Source organism: Cryobacterium sp. M15 (assembly GCF_002929675.1).
Classification (GTDB): Bacteria; Actinomycetota; Actinomycetes; order Actinomycetales; family Microbacteriaceae; genus Cryobacterium; species Cryobacterium lyxosi.
Genome location: NZ_PJJW01000026.1, coordinates 18,546 through 41,180 on the forward strand (window position 1 = coordinate 18,546; position 22,635 = coordinate 41,180).

A 22,635-nucleotide genomic window follows, 5' to 3' on the forward strand; every position below is an offset into this window, starting at 1 on the left:
TGAATTTGAAGTATTCTGGTTCAAATGTTGCCAAAATGTTGCCACGGCCAGCACACAGAGAATCGACCACTACGTCGACGCGCACACCTGAATGCGCGCTCGCGGACGAAGAGCAAAGTCTAAGCGCCGCGACGATCCTCCTCGAAGCCTGGCGACGACAAGCTCGCGTTCGCCTCGTCCAAGTTCTGCAGGCCGGAGAGGGCGCGACTCTCTTCATGATTGACTCTGCTGACGACGCCGCAGTCGCTGCCGTGAAAGTTTCGGCCACGCCAATATGCGCAGAAGAGAACACTCACAGCTTTGCCTATGAGTGGGCGTGCGCGACCGGCAGTTGCGTCTAACGCTTCCACCCCACCTTCGAGAAGCTCACCGATCCCCACCTGCTCATCATCATGGGCCTGCCCGTCTGCTACCGGTGCCACCAGCGCTGCGAGAGGACGCGCATCGGCCACATCAGGCGTTTTAAGTGTGGAAACCCGGCCTGTAACGAGCTCATCCACCTCCACAGCTTCTATTCCGCGCAGGCCAACAAAACTGCAGCCTGTGGCGGCGCTAGAGTCTGTGCGCCTCAGGCTCGCGCCTTCTGAATCCCGGACTAACCCGACACCACCACCCGGCACGGGGTCGCTCGCTTGATAAATAGCTTGTCAAATACTCAGGGCCGATAATGATGATTATGACAAGTAGCAAAGAGGTTATGGCAGAATCTGTCGAATCGGGCTCCCGCGATGTCCTGTCTCATCGAAGTAAAACAGTCTCATTTTTTGATACGCACGCTGCTTGGCACCAGGGAAGGCTTGGATTGAGCCGCTTCTGCTTCATCTGGACCCCGCAGCGTGAACACGTCAGAACCTCGCGCCCGGAGCTGAGTGAATCGGCAAGTTGGTGTCACGCCGTGGACAAAATCTAAGCCGGGGAGACTGACGCAAACGAGGCGACCGCCAATTCGAAATGATCGAATACAACATGCCGTCGCGGTGCCTCTATGTTCATGACTTCAAAAGCAGAACCACGTTTTTCGATGTAACCGAGCACCTTCTCGGGTGACCTTTCGTGGCAGCGGCGATCACCCACACGCCATTCATGATCGGATAGGCTGCGGATCTCGAGATCTCTCGGTGCGCACGGTTCATGACTCTGATTCGACATTGAATCTCCTTCGTGATGAGCGGTCCGGACCGGCGGTACCTCGACCAGCTCCGATGCCGCTTGCATCTCCATCCAACATACCCCCGCCCATGGCGGCATGCCGTTGGCAGCAAATGCAGCACCAACCCATTGCCGTCATCGCGGACAGCGCTGCGCAAAGTCCGAACCGACTTCACGCAGACGGTGTTACCGGCGGTCTGAGCTTATTTTGGCCAAGGTCTTGATCTATCCGGGCACATGCTCGATCGGAATCTTGGCGTTGCGGAACTGCCGAACGCAGCATCTCGTAACCCTGCGGTTCGGCGCCTTAGCCGAACGAAAAGGTTTCGTCTGCAGGGTCGCCGCAAGCTTGTGTTCATATCAGGCGCACTCACTGTTCTCACCACAGCTGGGGGTGAAAGCGTAGCCTGGCTCATAGTCGTTTCAGTGGTCTTGGACCACAACGAAAACATCCGAATTCCCGATGGCGTCGATCCTTAAGCATATGTTTGATGAGCACACCTCAAACCACGTCCGCCCGGCAAGTCACGATTGAAATGAGCACCATGAACATGCACATCGGCCTCATCGGCCTCGGAAAAATGGGTGCCAGCATGCGCACCCGACTCCGCGAAAACGGCGTGACAGTAACCGGCTACGACCGCAACCCTGACGTCACCGACGTCGCGACCCTCCAAGACCTCGTCGACGCCCTTCCCTCGCCCAAAACCGTCTGGGTAATGGTCCCCTCCGGCGCCATCACGAAGACCGTCATCACCGAGGTCGGAGTCCTTTTGACCACCGGCGACTTGGTCATCGACGGCGGCAATTCCCGTTTCAGCGACGACTTCGTGCACGCGGCCCTTCTCGCTGAGAAAGGAATCGACTACATCGACGCCGGCGTTTCCGGCGGAGTCTGGGGCCAGGAGAACGGTTTTGCGCTTATGGTCGGCGGCAGCGCGGCATCCGTTGACCGGCTCATGCCGGTATTCGACGCCCTGCGTCCGACCGGCCCGCGCGAGGAAAGCTTCGTGCACGCCGGCGAAGTCGGTGCCGGTCACTACGCCAAGATGGTGCACAACGGCATCGAATACGCCCTCATGCAGGCCTACGCCGAGGGCTACGAGCTGCTGGCCAAGCGCGACGACATCATCAAGGATGTTCCCGGAACGTTCAAGGCTTGGCAGCGCGGTACTGTCGTGCGGTCCTGGTTGCTCGAGCTTCTCGTTCAGGCGCTCGAGGAGGATCCGGCGCTGGCCGGAATCGAAGGTTACGTCGATGACTCCGGCGAGGGCCGGTGGACCATCGAAGAAGCGTTGGCTAACGCCGTGCCCGTTCCCGCCATCAGCGCGTCAATCTTCGCCCGGTTTGAATCTCGCCAGCAAGATTCCCCGGCGATGAAAGCCGTCGCCGCACTGCGCAACCAGTTCGGTGGCCACGCGGTCAAATCCGCGGAGTAGCCGCCGAACAGGGACAGCGTCAGAACCGAGTCCGGCCCAAGGGGCTGGCCTCGGGGCGTTTGGGCAGAATGTGATCGCCCGAGGATTGGTGCCGAGCACGGCGCAGGACCCATGGCACCAGATAGGTGCGCGCCCACGCGACATCACTCGTTCGTGCGCTCCGCCAGGACGGCATTGGCAACTGCTCGATCTGGGATGGGTGCAATGAGTTCTCGACACGGAGCGCGCTCAGAACGCCGCGTGCAAACGTGTGGTGACCCAGTGAGTTGAAGTGCAACCGATCCGGAGCCCACATACCCGCGTCCTGGATGGCCGTCAGTGACCAGAGGTCAACGACCAGGCAGCCGTGCCGTGCTGCCACAGAACGCAAGTTCTCGTTGTAGATCGCGACTTTTCCCCGCATGCCCCGAAATAATGGTGAGAATTCGAGGTCGGGCCCGGTGAAGAGGACGATCGTGGCGCCGGACCGGGACAGGCGCGAGATGACATCATCGAACCGAGCCGCGATATTATCCGGGTCGGTACCGGGACGAATCACGTCATTACCGCCAGCGGAGATGGTAATGAGATCCGGGCGCGGCTGTAGCACAGGTTCCACCCGTTCGTCGCTGATCTGGCTCAAGATCTTGCCGCGCACCGCGAGGTTAGCGTAGCTGAAGTCCGGTTGGCCGTCACTGAGTACCTCGGCGACCCGGTAGGCCCAGCCTCGATTCCCGCCCACACTCTCTGGCTCGGGTCACCGATGCCTTCGGTAAAGGAGTCGCCGAGCGCGACATATCGCGTCCACGGGTAGTTCGGGTGTGCATTGATCATATGCCTCATGCCTATTTCCACTAACTCTACTCTTACGTTAGAGTAGAGATGTACGATTCTTTCCGTACGAGACGAGGTGGCATTCATGCTTATCGGTGAGTTCGCCGAACGGACTGGGCTCTCCCAGCGCACCGTGCGGCACTACGACGAGATCCAAGTATTGCAAGCGTCGGGGCGCAGCCAATCCGGCTACCGGCTCTATGCCCCGGCCGACCTCGACCGGGCACGTATCATCCGCAGCCTCCGAGCGCTGTCTCTCACCCATCCAGAAATCAAGGATGCCCTGGCGACACTCGATCTGGTCGAATCCGACCCGGACGCGACGGTGTCAACAATCCGGCGCGATCTCGCCATCCTGATCAGCGATATCGAAGCCCGTGAGCGTGCTCTTCGCGAACAGGTACGCGTAGCCAGCGGGTTCGTCGAACTGCTGCGGAGTCTGTGAACCGACCACACCCGCCTCGTGATCACGCTCAGACAGGAACACCGTGACGCATCAAACCACACCCACCGTCTCTAACCTCGACATCCTCGCCCAAGCCTACAAACGGCGCACCTTCGCCGTTATTTCTCACCCTGATGCCGGCAAGTCAACGCTGACCGAAGCACTCCTGCTGCACGCGCACGCGATTGATCGGGCGGGTGCGGTACACGGTAAAGCAGGCCGGCGAGGCACCGTGTCTGATTGGATGGCCATGGAGCAGGCCCGTGGCATTTCTGTGACGTCCGCCGCTATCCAGTTTGAGTATCGCGACACCGTGATCAATCTCGTTGACACCCCCGGTCACGCCGATTTCTCCGAAGACACCTTCCGGGTCCTTTCCGCTGTTGATGCCGCTGTGATGCTCGTCGATGCCAGCAAGGGCCTCGAACCGCAAACCATGAAACTGTTTGAGGTGTGCCGACAACACGGCCTGCCCGTGATCACGGTCATCAATAAATGGGATCGACCTGGAAAGTCCGCGTTGGATCTCATGGACGAGATCCACGACCGCACCGGGCTCGTGCCCACACCGCTCACCTGGCCTGTCGGGCTCGCCGGCGAGTTTCACGGAGTTCTGGATCGACAATCCCCCGGATTTGTGCGTTTCACCCGAACTCCAGGAGGCGCGACCGCTGCCATTGAAGCTCGTACCACGGCGACGGCCGCTGCTGCGGAACTCGGTCAGGATTGGACTAATGCTGCCGAAGAATCAGCACTGCTCCATGCCGAAGGGCACGACCACGACGAGGCACTTTTTCTTCGCGCGACGACCACGCCGGTGCTTTTTTTCGCTGCCGTCCTCAATTTTGGTGTTCACCAGCTGCTGGACGCTCTCGTGGAATTCGCTCCGCCCGCACTGGCCCGGGCAGATATCACCGGTCGACAACGGCCCGTCAACGGTGACTTCTCCGGCTTTGTCTTCAAGGTTCAGTCCGGCATGAACGCCTCGCACCGTGACCACGTCGCATTCGTGCGGGTGTGTTCGGGCGTGTTCCACCGCGGGATGGTTGTGACGCAGGCATCGACCGGCCGTCCGTTTGCCACGAAGTATGCGCAACAGATGTTCGGACGAGAACGCACCATGGCGGAGCAGGCCTGGCCCGGCGACATCGTCGGTTTGATCAACGCAGCCTCTCTTCGGGTGGGCGATTCACTCTATGATTCCGAACCCGTCGAATACCCGCCCCTGCCGGTGTTCGCCCCCGAGTATTTTCGTGCCGTACGCCCCGCCGACACCAGCAAGCACAAGCAATTCCGTCGCGGAATCGATCAGCTCGACCATGAGGGGGTCATTCAAGTCATGCGGTCTGACCTGCGGGGCGACCAGGCACCGGTACTCGGGGCCGTGGGTCCGATGCAGTTCGACGTCGTTGAGGAACGCATGACGCACGATTTTGGTGCTGATATCCGCATGGAGACGTTGCCCTACCAAGTCGCGCGCCGCACCGATCGAGCAAGCGCGGGCAGACTGGGGTCGCTGCGCCAGGTGGAAGTGCTCACTCGATCCGACAACACCCTCTTGGCCCTATTCAGCACCCCCTGGCGGGTTCAGGCTGTCGCTCGGGAGTTCCCGGATATCGTGCTGGATGACCTCAGCCCGTCCGTCGAGACGGAGTCCGTCGAGGGCGCAGCCCGCGGCGATAAACGTCGCTGAAGGTGAGGGCGAGCATAGCAACGGCCCGGCACACGTGATGTGCCGGGCCGATCGCGTTCGTAGCTTCCGCTAAGCGTTAGGCGTCAACGACGACCGCCGTGATCACCGGGTTGCGCCGATACTTGCGTTGCATCCATCGGGTCACGCTCTCGGAGAAGATGCGCTCGAGGGCTGCTCCGTCGAGAGCGTTGTTCCGGGTTGCTGCAACTATGGCCTCGTCGATGACCTGCGCGGCATTGGCTGCCCAGTCGGCATCGTGATTGAAGCCGCGGGAGATGAATTCCACCGGTTCGGCCAGGCGTCCCGTCTCGGTGTTGAAAATTCCCAGAACGGTAATGGCACCGTCTTCCGCGAGGAGTCGACGGTCTTCCATCGCTTCTGCTGCGTCTCCTCCGACGGTCATCCCGTCAACCAGGACATAGTCGGCTGGCACTCGGCCCACGACCGTGGCGCGTCCATCGACCAGGTCGACCACGATGCCATCCTCGACGACGAGAACGCGGTCTTTACTGATTCCGGTGCGCACGGCCAGGTCCGCATTGGCGGTGAGGTGGCGCCATTCACCGTGCACGGGCATCACGTTGGTTGGGCGCATCACGTTGTAGCAGTAGACGAGTTCGCCCGCGCTGGCGTGCCCGGACACGTGTACTTTGGCGTTGGCCTTGTGCACGACGTTGGCACCCCAGCGGGTCAGTCCGTTGATGACCCGGTAGATGGAGTTTTCATTTCCGGGAATGACCGAACTGGCCAAGAGAACGGTGTCGCCCTCTCCGATGCGGATGGTGTGTTCACGGTTCGCCATGCGGGCCAGAGCCGCCATCGGCTCTCCCTGTGAACCGGTGCAGATAAGAACGACCTTGTCATCTTTCATCCGCTCCAGGGCCTTGACATCGACGAGCAGTCCCTTCGGGACGTGCAGATACCCCAATTCAGCGGCCGTACCCATGTTGCGCACCATGGATCGGCCGACGAAGGCCACCTTGCGGTTATGGCGCACAGCCGCATCGATCACCTGTTGGATGCGATGGACGTGACTGGCGAAGCTGGAGACAATGATCCGTCGTGGCGCGGTACGAAACACGGTGTCGATGGCGGGGCCGATGTCGGCTTCGGGTGTGGTGAATCCGGGCACAACGGCGTTGGTCGAGTCGATCAGCAGCAGGTCGATGCCTTCATCGCCAAGCCGGGCGAAACCGGGCAGGTCGGTGAGTCGGTTATCGAGGGGGAACTGATCCATTTTGAAGTCGCCGGTGTGCACGACCAGCCCGGCTTCTGTGCGGATTCCGATGGCGAGGCCGTCGGGGATGGAATGGTTCACGGCCAGGAATTCGAGGTCGAAGGGACCAACAGAGCGGCGTTCGCCTTCCTTGACTTCAACAACCGGGGGATGCAGACGGTGTTCCTGAAATTTTGCTCCGACGAAGGCGAGAGTCAGCTTGGAGGCGATGACGGGAATGTCGCCGCGTTCCTTGAGCAGATAGGGCACGGCGCCGATGTGGTCCTCGTGGCCATGGGTGAGGACGATGGCTTCGATGTCATCGAGCCGATCACGCAAGATCGAGAAATCGGGCAAGATCACGTTGATGCCAGGCTGAATGTCTTTCGGGAACAACAGCCCGCAGTCGATGACGAGCAGTTTGCCTTTGTGCTCAAACACGGTCATGTTACGGCCGATTTCACCGAGCCCGCCGAGCGGGATGATGCGCAGGCCGCGCGCCGGAAGTACGGGCGGTGCGGTAAGGGACAGTGGATGGGTGCTCACGGAGCTCTTTTCTTGGGGCGCGGGCGTCAGCCCACGGAATGGTCAGATTCGTACGGGTCAGGCAGGAAATCGGCCACGTCACTGGCAATAAAATCCGAGGCCGGCATGGTGAGCCGGTCGAGAAATTCAAAGGCGAGTTGCCGGATTGCCGGAGCGGCGATATCGGTTTCGGCGCTGATCTCGGTGGAGAACCACCGTGTCAACGCTCGTTTAGGGTCGTTGCTGGCGACAGCATCGATGAAGTCGCCGAAGAATGTTGACTCGTCGCGATCGGAACCAGCCTCGGAGGTGTTGGACTCCGCGTAGGCGCGCGTGACCGCGACGTAATACCGCGCGACGGTGTAAATGAAGAGGAATGCGTGTCCCTGCGACGATCCTTCGCGGGACTTGCCGTCCATTGCTCTAAGTTCAAATTCCCACTCCGCATGTTCCGCATGGCGGGCCAGCAGGAGGGTGATCTTGGTCAGCATAAAATCCTGAATCAGGTGCTGGTCGGTACGAGCGAGGGGATGAACGAACATGAAGTGCTCCTCTCGGGAACCTAGAACGGGGAAAGTTGGGACCGCGATCGGGTGACGGACCGCGTAAGCGGTTTTCTGTCAACCACTTACAGCAACTCTACCGTAACGTAAGGGAAGAGTATGAATTGACGGCAATCTCCTATCCACCATCGGTCACCTTCCTCTCACGTGAGAGTAGAGTGTAGGTGGGCTTGCGTGTCGCTCACCATTCGAAAGCTGTTCGAACCTTCCAGATGCGCTCTTTTTGCACGTCGCAGCCAGCGCACTGCTGGCGCGCCGTCTGCCCCATTCTTGTGAAAGCTTCCGTGTCATCTTCTACACCACACTCCCCCGTGCCGTCCGACCGAAGGACAGCGCCGCGCCCGCATCCGCGAATCTCATGGTCCTGGCTGGCCCTCGTCGGTGCCGCCGGACTAATCTCGGTTATGACGGCCCCCGGCCAGACTGCCGGTCTCTCCGTCTTCACAGATCCCCTGATTGTCGACCTGGGACTGTCACGAACGGATGTCTCGCTCAGTTACCTCATTGGCACGCTCGTTGGCGCGTCCGTGCAGCCGTTTATTGGGCGGGCGTTGGATCGATGGGGAGCACGGTCCGTCACGGTCGTGATTGGTCTTAGCTTTGCCGTCATCCTTCTGGCCTTCAGCTTCGTTGGTGAGATCATCGGGCTCACCGCCGGTTTCACCGGTGTTCGGATGGCCGGCCAGGGTGCGCTCACCCTGGCCGCGACCACCGCGGTTGCCCGGGCCATCCACCATCGGCGCGGGCTGGCCTTAGGTATTGCGAGTGCCATCGGCTCGGCCGGCATCTCACTCGCACCGATCTTTGTGGAGCGGCTGATCGCGTCTGTTGGTATTTATGATGCGTGGCGGTGGGAAGCGGTGCTTGTGGCCGTGGTGGTCATTCCGTTGGCGTTGGTCTTTCCCAGGCGCGCCCCCGCCGTCGATCCGGAATCGACCCCCTCCACGGCTCAGCTCACTATTCAGAAGGAATCGTGGACGCTGCCGGAGGCCATCCGATCGGGCATGTTCTGGGTTATCGCCGCAAGCCTGGCAACCTCGGGCATGCTGACAACGGCACTGGCATTTCACCAAATCGCCATTTTAGGCGCCCAAGGCCTGACCCCGTTAGAAGCGGCGGCGAACTTCCTGCCGCAGACCGTGACCGGAATCCTGGCCACGCTGCTCACGGGAAGCCTCGTCGACCGGGTTAGTCCCAAGGTTTTCATCGTGTTTTCCATGGTGACGCTGGCCGCGGCTCTCGTTATGTTGCCGTGGGTGACCAGCGGAATGGCGGCCATTGTCTATGGCCTCGTTCTTGGTGCCGCCGGAGGGAGCCTGCGCGGTATGGAAGCAGCCTCATACGTGCGCTATTACGGCTTGGCACACATTGGCAATATCCGCGGAGTAGCTACGGCCATCGGCCTCGCGTCGACGGCTTTCGGTCCGGTCGCGCTCTCGCTCGGGTTTGACGTGACCGGCAGCTTCACCACGCCGGCACTGGCGCTGGCACTTATTCCCGCCGTCGTCATCGGCGTCGCGCTCTTCGTGCGACCGCCGCAGCGCGCCTAGCGCGACCGCTCAGCTTTACTGAGTGCGCAGAACCTCAAGAAACTCGTCGGCCATTCCCAGCTGGTCCTGGAGTTTTTGCCGACGCTCAACCGCTTGCGCAATGAAGGTGTCAAGCTCCGCGCGGACATCCGGATTGTCCGAACCGGCCACGCCGCCCTGCAGCGTGTCGATGATCTTCAACAGCGCCATCATCTCTTCGAGAGAGAACCCCAGCGGCTTCATGCGGCGAATCAAGATCAGTCGAGAATGATCTTCCTGCGTATAGAGGCGAAAACCGCCCTCGGTACGACCAGAGGCCTTCAGTAGCCCGATTTCGTCATAGTGACGAATGGTGCGCAGTGAGAGGCCGGTCTTCTCGGCGAGCTCTCCAATGTGCATGGTGCCCGTGGTGGCCGTGGCGGCTGGGGAAGTCATAGTTGATACCTTTTCTCGAACGGATTAGCAATCAACCCTAACGTTAGAGTAGTGTTGCAGAAGTTGGCTGACATTCTCATGTGAGCCCACACTCCCACCATTGTCCCTGATGACTGGTGGAGGTGCGCGACGGGGCGCCCACACTCACTTCTTCTACTCATCCGACACCATACGTGTGTCCCGCTCCAGGAAGGCCCCATGGCCATCATTGAAAAAACCACGGAAAAGAATCGGTACAAAGCCGATCCCACCGTGATGAAAGCCCTGCGCACACCGCGCATCCTCACCCGGGAGGTGCTCGCCGGCCTCGTTGTGGCCATGGCCCTCATCCCCGAAGCAATTGCCTTCTCCATCATCGCCGGTGTGGACCCCCGAGTCGGACTGTTCTCGACCTTTATCATGGCCGTGTCGATCGCATTTCTCGGTGGCCGCCCCGCCATGATCACCGGTGCGACCGCAGCCATTGCGCTCGTGATCGCCCCAGTCGCGCGGGATTACGGCATCGACTACTTCATCGCTACCGTGATCCTGGCGGGTATCTTCCAGATTGTCTTCGCCTTCATCGGCGTTGCCAAGATCATGCGTTTCATTCCCCGCAGCGTCATGGTCGGATTCGTCAACGCCCTCGGCATCCTGATTTTCACCTCGCAGTTGCCGCAGCTGCTGGGCGTCCCGTTCATGGTCTACCCGCTTGTCGCGGTCGGCATCATCATCATGGTCGTCATGCCGCGCTTCACCAAGGTGGTTCCCGCGCCGCTCGTCGCGATCGTCGTACTCACGGTGCTGACCGTCGTGACATCGATCAATGTCCCCACCATTGGGGACCAGGGCGAACTGCCCACGACGCTCCCGCAGCTATTCTTCCCCAACGTCCCGCTCAACCTCGAAACGTTGACGATCATCGCTCCCTACGCGTTCGGAATGGCGATGGTCGGAATTCTCGAGTCGCTGATGGCCGCCAAGATCGTCGACGAGAGCACCGACACCCACTCCAACAAGACCCGTGAGTCCTGGGCTCAGGGCGTTGCCAACATGCTCTCCGGTTTCTTCGGCGGCATGGGCGGCTGCGCAATGGTCGGCCAGACCATGATCAACGTCAAGGCTTCCGGTGCCCGCACCCGCATCTCCACCTTCCTCGCCGGCGCCTTTCTGCTCGTTCTCGTGCTCGGCCTCGGCCCGGTGCTGTCCGTTGTACCCATGGCCGCACTGGTATCGGTCATGATCATCGTGTCCGTGCTGACCTTCGACTGGCACAGCATCCGCATCGCAACATTGAAGCGCATGCCCAAGAGCGAGACGACCGTCATGGTCGTCACCGTTGTCGCCGTCGTCGCCACCCACAACCTCGCCGTCGGCGTCGTGATCGGTGTCGTCATCGCTATGGTCGCCTTCGCCCGCCGCGTCGCCCACCTCGCGAAGGTCGAGCGCAGCCTGACCGTGGATGACCAGGGCCCGGTCGCCTACTACACCGTCACCGGCGCACTATTCTTCGCCTCCAGCAACGACCTCAAGACACAGTTCAGCTACCTCGATGACCCCGACCGCATCATCATCGACATGACAAACTCGCACATCTGGGATGCCTCCACCGTCGCCACCCTCGACGACATCAAATACAAGTACGAGCGCCACGAGAAGACCGTGACGATTGAGGGACTCAACGAAGCGAGCAGCCTGCTGCACGCCCGCCTCGCCGGCAACATGGGCTCGGGCCACTGACCCGGCACATCGCTGCCTAATCAGGTCGAGCCCCCGTCGCATGACAGGGGCTCGACCGACTTACGCTGCCAGGAACGATAGACCCTTACGTTAAGGTAACCTTGCGAAGATCAATGTGGCACTGTCGCCGACTCCCATTCATTCGGCTTCTCCGTGAGGTCCGTTCCCCTTTCTGGAGGCCTCATGGCCATCGTTTCCAAGCCCATCACCGCGAACCGCTACCGTGCGGAACCCTCCGTTCTCACCGCTCTGCGCACGCCCCGCCTGCTCACCCGTGAAGTTCTCGCCGGCCTCGTGGTGGCCATGGCGCTCATTCCCGAGGCGATCGCTTTCTCGATCATCGCCGGCGTCGACCCACGCGTCGGCCTGTTCTCCTCGTTCGTGATGGCCGTCACCATCGCCTTCGTCGGTGGCCGCCCGGCCATGATCACCGCCGCCACCGGTGCGATCGCCCTCGTCATCGCCCCGGTGGCGCGCGAATACGGCATGGACTACTTCATCGCCACCGTCATCCTCGCCGGCGTGTTCCAGATCGTGCTGAGCCTGATCGGCGTCGCCAAGCTCATGCGCTTCATTCCGCGCAGCGTCATGGTCGGCTTCGTCAACGCCCTCGCGATTCTCATCTTCACAGCCCAGCTCCCCCAGCTGCTCGGCGTGCCGTTCATGGTCTACCCGCTCGTTGCCGCCGGCCTCATCATCATGATCGTGATGCCACGCATCACCAAGGTGATCCCCGCCCCGCTCGTGGCCATCGTCGTACTCACCATCGCGACCGTCGTCATCGCCATCAACGTGCCCACCATCAGCGACCAAGGCGAACTCCCGCAGAGCCTTCCCGAGCTCTTCTTTCCCAACGTTCCCCTCAACTGGGACACGTTCACGATCATCGCCCCCTACGCCCTCGGCATGGCCCTCGTCGGAATCCTCGAGTCACTCATGACCGCAAAATTCGTCGACGAGATCACCGACACCCACTCCAACAAAACCCGCGAAACCTGGGGCCAGGGCGTAGCCAACGTCATGTCCGGCATCTTCGGCGGCATGGGCGGCTGCGCCATGATCGGCCAGACCATGATCAACGTCAAGGCCTCAGGCGCCCGCACCCGCATATCCACCTTCCTCGCCGGCGTCTTTCTACTCGTGCTCGTGCTCGGCCTCGGCGACGTGCTCGCTGTTGTACCCATGGCCGCCCTGGTCGCCGTGATGATCATCGTGTCGTACCTCACGTTCGACTGGCACAGCATCCGTCTGTCAACGCTCAAACGGATGCCCAAAAGCGAGACGACCGTCATGATCGCCACGGTCGTCATCATCGTCCTCACCCACAACCTCGCCATCGGCGTCGTCGTCGGCGTGATCGTGGCCATGGTCGCCTTCGCCCGCCGGGTCGCCCACCTCGCCCGGGTCGAACGCACCGTCGAACTCAACCAGCCCGTACCCACCGCCTACTACACAGTCACAGGTGCCCTGTTCTTTGCCTCCAGCAACGACATGATGACGCAGTTCGAGTACGCCGACGATCCCGACCGCATCGTGATCGATATGTCCGCATCCCACATCTGGGACGCCTCCACGGTCGCCACCCTCGACGCGATCACCTACAAGTACGAGCGGCACGACAAGTACGTCGTCATCGAGGGGCTTAACAAGGCCAGCACCGAGCTGCACAGTCGCCTGGCCGGAAACCTCGGCGCCGGCCACTGACGAGTTCGCCGCTATACAGTGCAGCACCAAGACGTCAGAAAACCGTCCCAATCGGCGCTTCGGCTCATCAATCTCACCGCGCGACATTTCACGAGTGGCCAAAAAAGTGACAAACGAAAACTAAACGAGAAGTCCGCGAAACAATATCCTCGGAGGGCGGTACAGCTGAACCTCGCATGAGGGCGAGTGTCTGGGAGGTCTCTCGGGCATTTCTCAAATTGAGGCCGACGTCCGACGGTAGCCCGGTCGCACAACTTGAAGCCCGCGACCCGTCAACCAACGACCCGTCGGCCCATCGCTGATCGGACGTCACGCAATCGTCAACGATGTTGTCCGGATGTCCCGCCCGGCAAATATGTCCGCCCGAGTCACGCCTCATTGCGACACAGTGAGGACTGTCGCATATCCCATGTGTTTCGACACACTGAGGTTACGAGACACCTCATATATATGAGTCGGATTGCAGCGATGTCATTTTCCGTACTCGCCTGCACAGCTCGTCTAGACCGACATTGACCGTCACTGTATGCCCGCAGGGGGAACCTTGTACGGGACGGCCTTATCGCGCTTTGAAGGAGCAGATCACAACAGTGCATGTCGCAGTCGTGGTTGCCGTTCGAATACCTTGTGGAGTTCTAGATTCCGAACCAGCAGCATTGGGAGCGGGGCCCACGGACTGACTTGGCCCGAATAGTTAGGCTGGAACAAACAGGGATGGGGATGAACTGAGATGCACGTAATTGGCTTGGGCGTTTCGTGCTCAATAGACCACACGTCTGAGGACTCGCTCTCTTTTTCCCTTCAAGAATTCGTTTGATGAACGTTGCCGACACGGCACGCTCAGGGTTGTCGCGGCGTCCGCTCCTCGGAGCTGGCCTCAGGCCTCGTCCGCTTCGGGCGCGTCGGGATCGCGGAGGTCGCGGATGGTGCCTGCCGAACTCGCCAGTGTGCACCGATTCCGCGTCCACCCCGCCACCTCTTTCATGCAGAGGAGTAGTGAGCAAAACCCTTTTGGTGCAGAGGTGAACGGAAAAACTAATGCTCAACACTCGCCTGCACAACCCCGAAAACACGTGGGACACTGTGCAAACGTGAACGCAAGATGACAGCACGCAGCCAGCCACGGCCGCCACGCTGCAGGACGCCCGTCGTCTAGGACGTATGGGGCAGCCTCAAGGCATCGTCCACAAGCTCGAGCAGGCCCTGTGGCCCTTGGTCAGCGGACCAGGTCGAGCCACTGGACCAGTACGACGTCACGGAGGATAACGGGGGAGCATCGCCCCGGCGGGCCGAACACCTCACCCGAGCCGAGCAGTCAGAGCTTCACAAGCCCGCACTCCGCGCATTTCCAGAACGCTGCACCCCAGCGCTCAACTGCGCCCATGCGAATCAAGCAGGTAGGGCAGTTGGGGGTGTCGAGGTCATCCATGGGCGGAGTCTGACACTGACCCCGTGCAAGCGCCAGCGACAAGGACCAGGACACGGGCCATTCACCCGGCCGCGGCTTAGTCTCAGCCCAGCAGGCCAGTGCCAGGCATGCCACTCAGACCCAGCTACGCTCGGTGGCCCAGGCTGGCGGGCACCAATAGGAGGCCGCAAAGGTGCCGCCGAGCACTAGGACAAACACCGCCAGGTACGCACCCCAAGTGTCCAGCAGAACCGGATTGCCCGCCACAAGAGCGTTGTAGACGAAATGCCCGAGCATCAGTGGCAGAACTGACCGGTAGATCGCGAATACGGCCGGGAATCCCGCGCCCCAGACCACCGCGACCGTGGATCCAAGGCCGCCCTGAGACAGATGATCCGTGTATCGCGTGACAAGGCCCACGAGGGCGGCGACGACCGCCACCGCCCACAACGTGCGAAAGTTCAGCGCAGACCGGCCATGCCGGACCCGCCACAGGCTGACTGCCGATGCAGCGGCGAACGCGATACCGGCCAGCACGGCGACGTTCAGAGTCTCCTCCGTCGTCGCGGCGAAAAGTCCGACCAGCGCCCTGTCCGCACTGCTATACGTCCGCCACAGCGCCGAGGCGCCCTCCGACGCCGTGCCCGTCGTCGACTCAATCGGGCTGCGCAGCAGTCCAGCTCCCCATGCGATCGCCAGGATCCACACCGTGGCCCGAACGAACTGGCCGACCGGGTGCGCGGACCGCGGCCACCGGCCCCCGAAACCGTCGCCGGCTATCGACCAGCGAGACAGCAGCACGAGGCCGGCGGCGATCAGACTCGCCGCAACCATGAATTGCGGGCGGCCTCTCCGAGGCCGCCCGCCGAGTCGCCCGGGTCCGTAAGCGTTATCTGGGTCCCCTGCACCCACCTGAATGGAATCAGCAACATCAAACTCACTGCCACGAACCACGTGACTAGCGACACCATCGACTGCAGCGTCTCGCGTATAAAGAAATCTCCGACGCGGAGCGGGTGAAGATCTGGGGTCGTTTGCGCCATAACCCCAGGTTAAGCGTGGCCACGGATCCAGAAAACATTGGTGTCGCTCGTGGTGTCCTATTCCGTCGGGTCCGCTCCCCGCGGGCGACACGTGAATTTTCCTCCGCGCGTGGCTTAGACAAAGCCCCATATGCTCCGAAGGGGGCGTGACACTGGGGTGCGCCAAGTCGAGAGGGCGGAGTGTCGTGTACATCAAGAGGTTGAGCGTTCAGAACGTGAAGAGCTTTCGTCAAGAAACAGTCTTCGACCTGGGTCGCGGAGTTAATTACCTAGTTGGAGACAACAACGGTGGTAAGTCAACAGTTCTGGAGTCCCTGCTCTTCTTGTTCGAGGGCTCAACTGCCTACAAGTGGCGTCCCGACACTTTCTATTCCACCAACGCTGACGGGCCCACCCGAGTGGTCGTAGATATTTCCGGCGGTGTTGAGGAGTTGGTGCGCCAAGGGAAGTACGCTCTGCTCCAGAGTTTCCTCTTCGAGGACGACGGCGAAGTGGTGTTGCGCCTGGAACGTAGTAGCCAAATGCGAACGGTGGTTCAGAGCGGCAAGGATAAGTCCGTAGACGTCAAGGCGGTGTGCTTCTGGCATCCCGAGCGTCAACAGTTCGAGAATGTCACTGGGATCGATGCGAAAGTCAAAGCGATCTTTGACTTCGAAGCCATCTGGGCGGATGCACAGCCTGGTGACCACATTGATTTCGCCAATACCAAGACGCTTGGGCGACTTCTCGATGCGGCTTTCACCCGTTTCGCTCAGACAGAACGTTGGAAGAGCCTGGTGACGGCCCACGGAAGTGCGTTTGCCGACGACGACGAGGAGTCCTTCCTAGTCGAGACCGAGAAGCTCGCAAATGACATCAAGTCATTGGTGGAGGACCAATATGGCCATGCTGCGATGCGCTTCGAATTCACGCTCCCGGATCCGTCGGTTTTCATGAAACAAGGACGACTTCACGTTGACGACGGCGCAGGTGAGACACCAGTCGAAGGCAAAGGTTCCGGGATGCAGCGCGCCATCGCCCTTGGCATTATCCAACTGTATGCAAAGGCAGAGCACACCGAAGACACGGAAAACACGACGCCGCTAATCCTCATGCTCGACGAACCGGAAACATGGCTGCACCCCAGCGCACAACTTCGGCTGGGCGACGCGCTGAGCGTGATTGGCGAACGTGATCAGGTCTTCATCATTACGCATTCGCCGTACTTGATTAGAAAATTTGACAGTCGCAAACACCGGCTCACAGTGATCGCGGGACAGGATCATGAACGAAAAATTGACACGTCAACGAGTTTCGGCCTGTTCGGAGTCGGTGAACCGACTTGGGGCGAAATCAACTATCGAGCGTTCGGCATGTGCAGCCACGACTTCCACAACGAGCTCTACGGCTTCATCCAGAAACACCTGGACGATAAGAAACCAGCGGGGAAGAGTGCCAAAGAAGAGGAAGTAGACGCATTCCTCGTATTTCAGGGGCTCAAGCACGTCAAAATATGGGAACGCCACGCGAGTTTCAAATACCCGACAACGGTTCCGGGCTACGTCAGGAATTCCATTCACCATCCCGAGAACACGGCAAACATTCCCGTAACAGATGCCGATTTACGCATTGCGACAGACGAACTAGTGAGCGTCGTCGAGCGGTTGGTTGAGTCAGGTAACGCAGGCGTGGGTGGAGTTGCTGCGTAGCTGTCGCGGTACCTCAGGTAGGTGCGACTTCCGATTCACTGGAAGATTGAGGTCATGACTACTTCTGATCGCACCGCAGCAGACGCCGTAATGATTCTCGAATCGCTTTCCCGGATTCTCAGGGCCTCGAACAGCTCCATCAGCCCCGAGGTCGCCGAGGTCGCCGAGGTCGCCGAGGTCGCCGAGGTCGCCGAGGTCGCCGAGGTCGCCGAGGTCGCCGAGGTCGCCGAGGTCGCCGAGGTCGCCGAGGTTCAGGCTGGCTACATCGACGATACGGCAGGAGCCGTCGTTCGTGACGCGAACCTGTCTGTTGCGGATTTGAGTCAGACTCGCGCGTACGGCGGTCGCGAGTGGGATTCTGCTCTTCTCGATGTCTTGCTCCCGGCAGATCAGGTGCGCGCGATATTCGCTCGGATTGAGGGTCTCTGACCCACGACTCTGGACCGGCTTGGACCTCTACGCAGAACATGCTCGGTGAAGTGCGTGGCGCCCACTGTTGCGATGTTCCCCGCAAAGAGACCCGATGCGGGCAGGTCTGCTGCTGGCCAAGCTCACAAGACTCACAAGACTCACAAGGGCATCGTTGTCCGTCCGCCGGCTCTCAACTGTGGTGCCCGTTGTATGGGTTGCGGCCGGTGTCGGACGTGGCCGGTAAGGTCCGTTTAAACCGAGCAGGGAGTGTCAATGTCGTCAGATGAATACCCGTTCCCAGTTGCAGTGTGTGTTTTGTCAACTCAAAGCCGGCCATTTCAGCGCTAATTAACCGGCCAGTTCGGCACCATTTCCGGCCATTTGAGCAGGCCGGCATCAGCGGCCGGTTTTCGGGGTCGGTTTCGTCGCCGCGACCTTGCAGAGGAGCGGCGTTTGCGCCGGTCCGGCCGGCTTCAGGAGCGAGGTCGGCGGGGCTGGTGCACGGCTATTTCATGAGGGCGTGTTTGACGCGGTAGGACTCGCCACGAAACTGGAGAAGGCGGCCGTGGTGGACGATGCGGTCGATGACGGCAGCGGCCATGTTGTCGTCGCCGAACACCGTTCCCCAGCGTGAGAACTCCAAATTTGTGGTGATGAGCAGGCTTCTTTTTTCATAACCGTCGGCTATGACTTGGAACAGGAGCCGGGCGCCCTCGGTATCAATCGGAAGGTAGCCAAATTCGTCAATCGCGAGCAGCTGGTTTTTCGCGATGTTGGCCAGCTCCCGGTCGAGGCGGCCCTCGTCTTTAGCGCGGCGCAGCTGCATCACCAGCGACGAGGTCGTGTAGAAGCGTGCGGGGATTCCTTGCTGGCATGCGGCGGCGATCAGCGCACTGGCGAGGTGGGTTTTGCCGGTGCCGACATCGCCATAGAGAACCAAGTCCTCGGCCCGGTTGATGAAGTCCAACGACGTCAGCTCCTCCCGGGCGTAGTCCTCGGGGAATTTGACGCTCGAGTAGTCGAAACCCGTGAGCGATTTGAGCGCGGGCAGCCGCGCGGCCGTCAACAGGCGTTGGCGGCGTGAAGCTTGTCGAGATTCGTGCTCGGCCAGGAGTTCTCCGTGGAGGTATTCACGTTGTTTCGGGGCGCCCTTCTCAGCCCATTCGACCAGCAGGCTGTGGGTCAGCGACGCCTGCCGGCCGGTCTCGATGATGTCCTGCGCAGTGATCAGGGTCATGCGATCTCTCCCGTCAGAGCGTTGAGGGTGGTGAAGCTTTCGGTGGTGAAGATGTCATAGACGCTCAGGTCCACGTTCTCCACTGCCGGGGTGGTGCCGTCGGCCAAGCGCCGGGCGAGCATGCCCAGCGCGGCGATCTCGGGGGTGTCTCCGCGCTGAATGAGCAGGCCAACAGCGCTGATGGCAGCGTCGAAATCAGCTGATCCCGACGCGGCCTCAACAGCGCTGAGCAGGCGACGCCGATTGGTGGCGGTGGCTTTGTCGAGCCAGTCGCGCACCGGCTCGGGGACCAACGGCCGGAGTTGGGAATGGCTCCAGGCGCCGGGCTTGGTCACCAGCAACGGCAGCAGCGCCGCGGGTTCGAAGATCGTCTCGGCCTGCACTCCGAAAGCTCATGGAAAAGACCGCACCGGCGCGGAATGCTCATCGAGGATCTCGACCACGTCGTGGCGCAACCCGACCGTGAGGGTGCGGCTGTGGAAGGAGGACCCGGCCGCGTAGGTGTTGCCGTCGATGAGGACGTTCCCCTTCTTGTCGGCCGTGCGGGACTCGTAACGGACCGGATCAAACCCGACGCCGGGCAGCGCCAGCGACGCGGCGACGTCCTGGGCGAAGAGCTCGCTCACGGGCAGGCCTTTTCGGTAGTGGACGGCCTCAGCCAACGCCAGGCACCGCGCCAGCAACATGTCGTTCAGGCCCTGCAGGGTGGCCGCTTCCGGCTCGGGGACCATCAGATTGCGTCGGAGGAACCCAACCGCGTTTTCCACGTTGTCCTTTTCATTTCCAGAGTACGGATTGCAAAACCGAAACTCCGACCGGTAATGCAGTTTGAATGCGCCGAACAGTTTGGCCTCGACGACCTTGGTGCCGACGCGTCGTCCGATGCCGGTGGCGTTGTCAAAGACCAGGTGCCGGGGCGCGGCGCCAATGTGATCGAACACGGTGCGCAGGCCATGGCAGACGCACTCGGAGGTCTCGCCGCGGTAGGCCTGAACGAAGCGCATGTTCGAGAACGGGAACGTCACCACGAAAATGTGCAGGATCTGCCGGATTCCGCCGATGATGGCTTCGGCCTGGCCGAAGTCGACCTGCGCGGTGCCGGCCGGCCAGACCAGCTCGGTGAAGCCCTCACCGGCTTGGCGGTGTTGGTCGTTCCACTTCTTTACGAAGCGTTGCACCGGCGAATAGCTGCCGGTGAAACCGTTCTCGGCGGCCAGGCGGTCAAAGACTCGTTTGGCCGTGTGGCGCTGTTTCCGAGGCCGGCGTTGGTCCTCGCTCAACCAGGTTTCCACGGTCGTTTCGAACCCGGTCATCGCCGAGCCGGTGGGCCTGGCTATCGGCGCTGGGGGCTGTGGTGAGTAGTCGCGTTGCCCGGTGTATTTGACCACCGTGTCGCGGCTGACTCCCAACCGGCGGGCGATTTCACGGCCCGCGATTCCGTGGGAGTCGAGTGTTCTGATATTTTCTTGCACGGACATGGGTACCGTCATCTGCTTCCTGGTTCCTTCCGGCGCGACCGCTTGGCAGTTGCTGCGCTTTTAGGAACCTATCGGGGGGTGGCGGGCCCATGTCTCCATCGCTTGGGAGAGGGCCACGGCCACCGGGTGATCTCAATCTCTGCGCATCCCCAGCCCCATTTCTTGGGCGGGATTTGCTGGCCTGATTTTTAGCGCTTTTTTGGCAGGAAACCAGCCGCTAACTTGGCAGGATTCCAGCGCCGAAACGGCCTACAAAGAGTTGATCACACACAACAGCATAGGCTGACGGCAGCGACGTATATTTGTGGTCGGGAATGACCGGCATCGCGGCCGCGACCGCGGGACTGCATAATTCTTCCTCGGCTGCCCACCTCGTAAACGCGCGGATAGCGTAAAGGATCCCCGCCTTGGTTTGCGCGGTCATCTTGGTACACGCTTCCATGTGGGCAATGACATCCTCGACGGATAGATCCTCGAAGTCCTCGACAGCCAAACCTGTTATGAACTTTCTGATAAGGCTGACCTGGCCAAGTCGTGTCGCATGAGCGAGACGACGCTGCTCCAAATGCGAGGCATACGCTTCGAACACTTGCCCAAACCGATCGGGTAGATCGTCAGGTGCTGGCCTTGACAGACCAGGAAGGCACCCATCGTTCTCCACGGAAAGCAGGGCTCGAATGTGCCTACGGACGGCGCGGTTGGCGGGCGACAGCACATTCTCGTTCAGCCCCAACTGTTCAAAAAGCTGGTGTTCCTCATCCGCACCGAACCACTCAACGCCTCGTTGTGAACACCATCGCCGGGCTTTGCCCCAGGAGGCTCTGTAGCTCTCAATCGTGCCGGACTTGTAACCCAGTTTGGCGAGCATCTGAGCCGCCTGAGTTTCGAGCTCCTCAATTGTCTTTCTCATCTCAATTCTCCGAATCTGCCTGAATGTCATACCGAGACAAACAGGCTTTCAGAGGAATGAATTATGCGAAGTAACGATCTCAACTCGAGGGAGAAACCGGGCCCTACCTAGTCAACTTCGCATAACAATTTGCTCCACATAAGACGAGTGGCTGCTCAATAAGCCGACGGAATCGATGCGGACAATGCTGCTGGAGCTGATGGAGCGCCGTTACGGCGAGGCCTCAACGGTGTTCTGCACCCAGTATCAACAAAAGGACTGGCACCAACGCCTCGGCGCCGGCGTCCACGCCGACGCCATCATGGACCGCATCATCCACAACACCACCTGGGTCGACACCGGCACCTACAACATCCGGGAACAAGCGGCCCTCGCGACCGCGTAATCCAGACGGGGAGCACCTGTGGTGCTGAGCCACACCACCACTGGTGCTCTTCCGCACGAACGGTGGGGCTCAACCGCACGATCGGGTGGGACTCACAGGCTCTAATACTCATTTGTCTCGCCGGAGGGACAAGTGCGCTGTTATCGTGCCGTTCTCTATGCCGCCGGACGATATGAGGATGTAGCTAACAAAACGCAACTCTCGGTTTTCGGTGCGATTCGTAATCGAACGGCTTCATCCTTGGATGTGGAGCCGGACGTCGAATTCCTCTAGGCTTCAAAAAGGGGCGGCGTCACTTAGACGAAATCCTTAGCTGCCGCCAGAATTTTTCGTTGCTTGGCGCGGATGCTGACCAACCGTCAACGCAGCTGAAATGGATGGGGACATGGTGAAGTTCAGGCGACGGATCTCTACGCTTTCCCTGATCTTGATAGTGGGGACTTTGGCTGGTTGCACAGATGCTCCTAAGGCCGGGCCAGAGATGGGGGACGAGAGCCGTCCCGTAGCCGTCGCCACGGCCACCGCCGCAACAGATGTCGTCGCTGGTAACGGTGGGTTTGTTCCAACTGCTACCCGCACCTTGGACGTTTGCGCCGTTGAGCCCATCGGATCAATCAGCAACCCGAATGCGCCTGTACGCTACTCGTGCGATATCTACCGGGTCGCGCTGCTCGCCTTCCCTCCCGCTGTTCCAGCTCTCGAGGCAGCGTCGCTCATCGATCAGGTCTTCGCGTCACGCTCGTGCAGCGTTCCGGCTCCGCTCGTGACGCCGGCTTCTCAACCTGCTTTGGAGGCGCTTGATGCGGACAGCAAGGCGCCGCTTGTTGAGGGCGGGTACGACTGCA

Annotated in this window: 16 protein-coding genes and 2 pseudogenes; 9 read left to right on the forward strand and 9 right to left on the reverse strand. The window is 60.7% G+C overall.

Features of this window, described 5'->3' with window-relative positions; genetic code table 11:
* Positions 1-119: 119 nt before the first annotated feature.
* Positions 120-500 (reverse strand): hypothetical protein, encoded by a 381-nt coding sequence (locus tag CXY83_RS01770; RefSeq protein ID WP_134572149.1) that lies wholly within the window; start codon positions 498-500, stop codon positions 120-122.
* Between the two features lie 1,140 nt (positions 501-1,640).
* Between CXY83_RS01770 and gnd the strand changes: the two genes are divergently transcribed.
* Positions 1,641-2,588 carry a phosphogluconate dehydrogenase (NAD(+)-dependent, decarboxylating) gene (gene gnd, locus CXY83_RS01775; protein WP_255408718.1) on the forward strand — a complete coding sequence of 316 codons (948 nt, stop codon included), beginning with the start codon at positions 1,641-1,643 and terminating at the stop codon, positions 2,586-2,588.
* A 19-nt stretch (positions 2,589-2,607) separates the two neighbouring features.
* On the opposite strand, the pseudogene CXY83_RS01780 reads toward gnd, so the two are convergent.
* A pseudogene (locus tag CXY83_RS01780) lies at positions 2,608-3,410 on the reverse strand (SGNH/GDSL hydrolase family protein).
* A 76-nt stretch (positions 3,411-3,486) separates the two neighbouring features.
* On the opposite strand from CXY83_RS01780, the gene CXY83_RS01785 reads away from it, so the two are divergent.
* Together CXY83_RS01785 and CXY83_RS01790 are read left to right on the forward strand one after the other, a co-directional pair.
* Entirely contained in the window at positions 3,487-3,846 is a 360-nt protein-coding gene (locus CXY83_RS01785) for a MerR family transcriptional regulator (protein ID WP_146069811.1), read from the forward strand.
* 43 nt (positions 3,847-3,889) lie between these two features.
* On the forward strand, positions 3,890-5,539 hold the full coding sequence (locus CXY83_RS01790; RefSeq protein WP_104195706.1) for a peptide chain release factor 3: 1,650 nt from the start codon (positions 3,890-3,892) through the stop codon (positions 5,537-5,539).
* A 76-nt stretch (positions 5,540-5,615) separates the two neighbouring features.
* Here the strand turns inward: CXY83_RS01790 and CXY83_RS01795 are convergent, their stop codons facing one another.
* Together CXY83_RS01795 and CXY83_RS01800 are read right to left on the reverse strand one after the other, a co-directional pair.
* Positions 5,616-7,301 carry a ribonuclease J gene (locus CXY83_RS01795; RefSeq protein WP_104195707.1) on the reverse strand — a complete coding sequence of 562 codons (1,686 nt, stop codon included), beginning with the start codon at positions 7,299-7,301 and terminating at the stop codon, positions 5,616-5,618.
* A 26-nt stretch (positions 7,302-7,327) separates the two neighbouring features.
* Positions 7,328-7,771, reverse strand: coding sequence for a hypothetical protein (locus CXY83_RS01800; protein WP_146069812.1), 444 nt, complete (start codon positions 7,769-7,771; stop codon positions 7,328-7,330).
* 356 nt (positions 7,772-8,127) lie between these two features.
* Between CXY83_RS01800 and CXY83_RS01805 the strand changes: the two genes are divergently transcribed.
* Positions 8,128-9,393, forward strand: coding sequence for an MFS transporter (locus tag CXY83_RS01805; protein ID WP_233200518.1), 1,266 nt, complete (start codon positions 8,128-8,130; stop codon positions 9,391-9,393).
* A gap of 15 nt (positions 9,394-9,408) precedes the next feature.
* On the opposite strand, the gene CXY83_RS01810 is transcribed toward CXY83_RS01805, so the two are convergent.
* Positions 9,409-9,807 carry a MerR family DNA-binding transcriptional regulator gene (locus CXY83_RS01810; protein WP_104195710.1) on the reverse strand — a complete coding sequence of 133 codons (399 nt, stop codon included), beginning with the start codon at positions 9,805-9,807 and terminating at the stop codon, positions 9,409-9,411.
* Between the two features lie 198 nt (positions 9,808-10,005).
* Between CXY83_RS01810 and CXY83_RS01815 the strand changes: the two genes are divergently transcribed.
* The gene (locus CXY83_RS01815; protein ID WP_104195711.1) at positions 10,006-11,526 is read left to right on the forward strand and encodes a SulP family inorganic anion transporter; all 1,521 of its coding nucleotides are present in this window, start codon (positions 10,006-10,008) and stop codon (positions 11,524-11,526) included.
* Positions 11,527-11,709: 183 nt separating this feature from the next.
* The gene (locus CXY83_RS01820; protein ID WP_104195712.1) at positions 11,710-13,230 is read left to right on the forward strand and encodes a SulP family inorganic anion transporter; all 1,521 of its coding nucleotides are present in this window, start codon (positions 11,710-11,712) and stop codon (positions 13,228-13,230) included.
* 1,543 nt (positions 13,231-14,773) lie between these two features.
* Here CXY83_RS01820 and CXY83_RS01825 read toward each other — a convergent pair.
* Entirely contained in the window at positions 14,774-15,472 is a 699-nt protein-coding gene (locus tag CXY83_RS01825; protein WP_104195713.1) for a hypothetical protein, read from the reverse strand.
* A gap of 394 nt (positions 15,473-15,866) precedes the next feature.
* Here CXY83_RS01825 and CXY83_RS01835 point away from each other — a divergent pair, with 394 nt between their 5' ends.
* On the forward strand, positions 15,867-17,369 hold the full coding sequence (locus CXY83_RS01835; RefSeq protein ID WP_255408719.1) for an ATP-dependent endonuclease: 1,503 nt from the start codon (positions 15,867-15,869) through the stop codon (positions 17,367-17,369).
* 54 nt (positions 17,370-17,423) lie between these two features.
* A complete protein-coding gene (locus CXY83_RS17995; RefSeq protein WP_104195716.1) occupies positions 17,424-17,798 on the forward strand; it encodes a hypothetical protein in 375 nt (124 codons plus the stop codon).
* Positions 17,799-18,285: 487 nt separating this feature from the next.
* Here CXY83_RS17995 and istB read toward each other — a convergent pair whose 3' ends face one another.
* From istB to CXY83_RS01855, 3 genes and pseudogenes are all read right to left on the reverse strand, one after another.
* The gene (istB, locus tag CXY83_RS01845) at positions 18,286-19,017 is read right to left on the reverse strand and encodes an IS21-like element helper ATPase IstB (protein ID WP_199184856.1); all 732 of its coding nucleotides are present in this window, start codon (positions 19,015-19,017) and stop codon (positions 18,286-18,288) included.
* A pseudogene (gene istA / locus CXY83_RS01850) lies at positions 19,014-20,495 on the reverse strand (IS21 family transposase). Before istA ends, istB begins: the two are co-directional and overlap by 4 nt.
* A 217-nt stretch (positions 20,496-20,712) precedes the next feature.
* A complete protein-coding gene (locus tag CXY83_RS01855; protein ID WP_158251803.1) occupies positions 20,713-21,405 on the reverse strand; it encodes a site-specific integrase in 693 nt (230 codons plus the stop codon).
* A gap of 151 nt (positions 21,406-21,556) precedes the next feature.
* On the opposite strand from CXY83_RS01855, the gene CXY83_RS01860 reads away from it, so the two are divergent.
* The gene (locus CXY83_RS01860; RefSeq protein WP_304466212.1) at positions 21,557-21,790 is read left to right on the forward strand and encodes an ATP-binding protein; all 234 of its coding nucleotides are present in this window, start codon (positions 21,557-21,559) and stop codon (positions 21,788-21,790) included.
* Positions 21,791-22,635 lie beyond the last annotated feature (845 nt).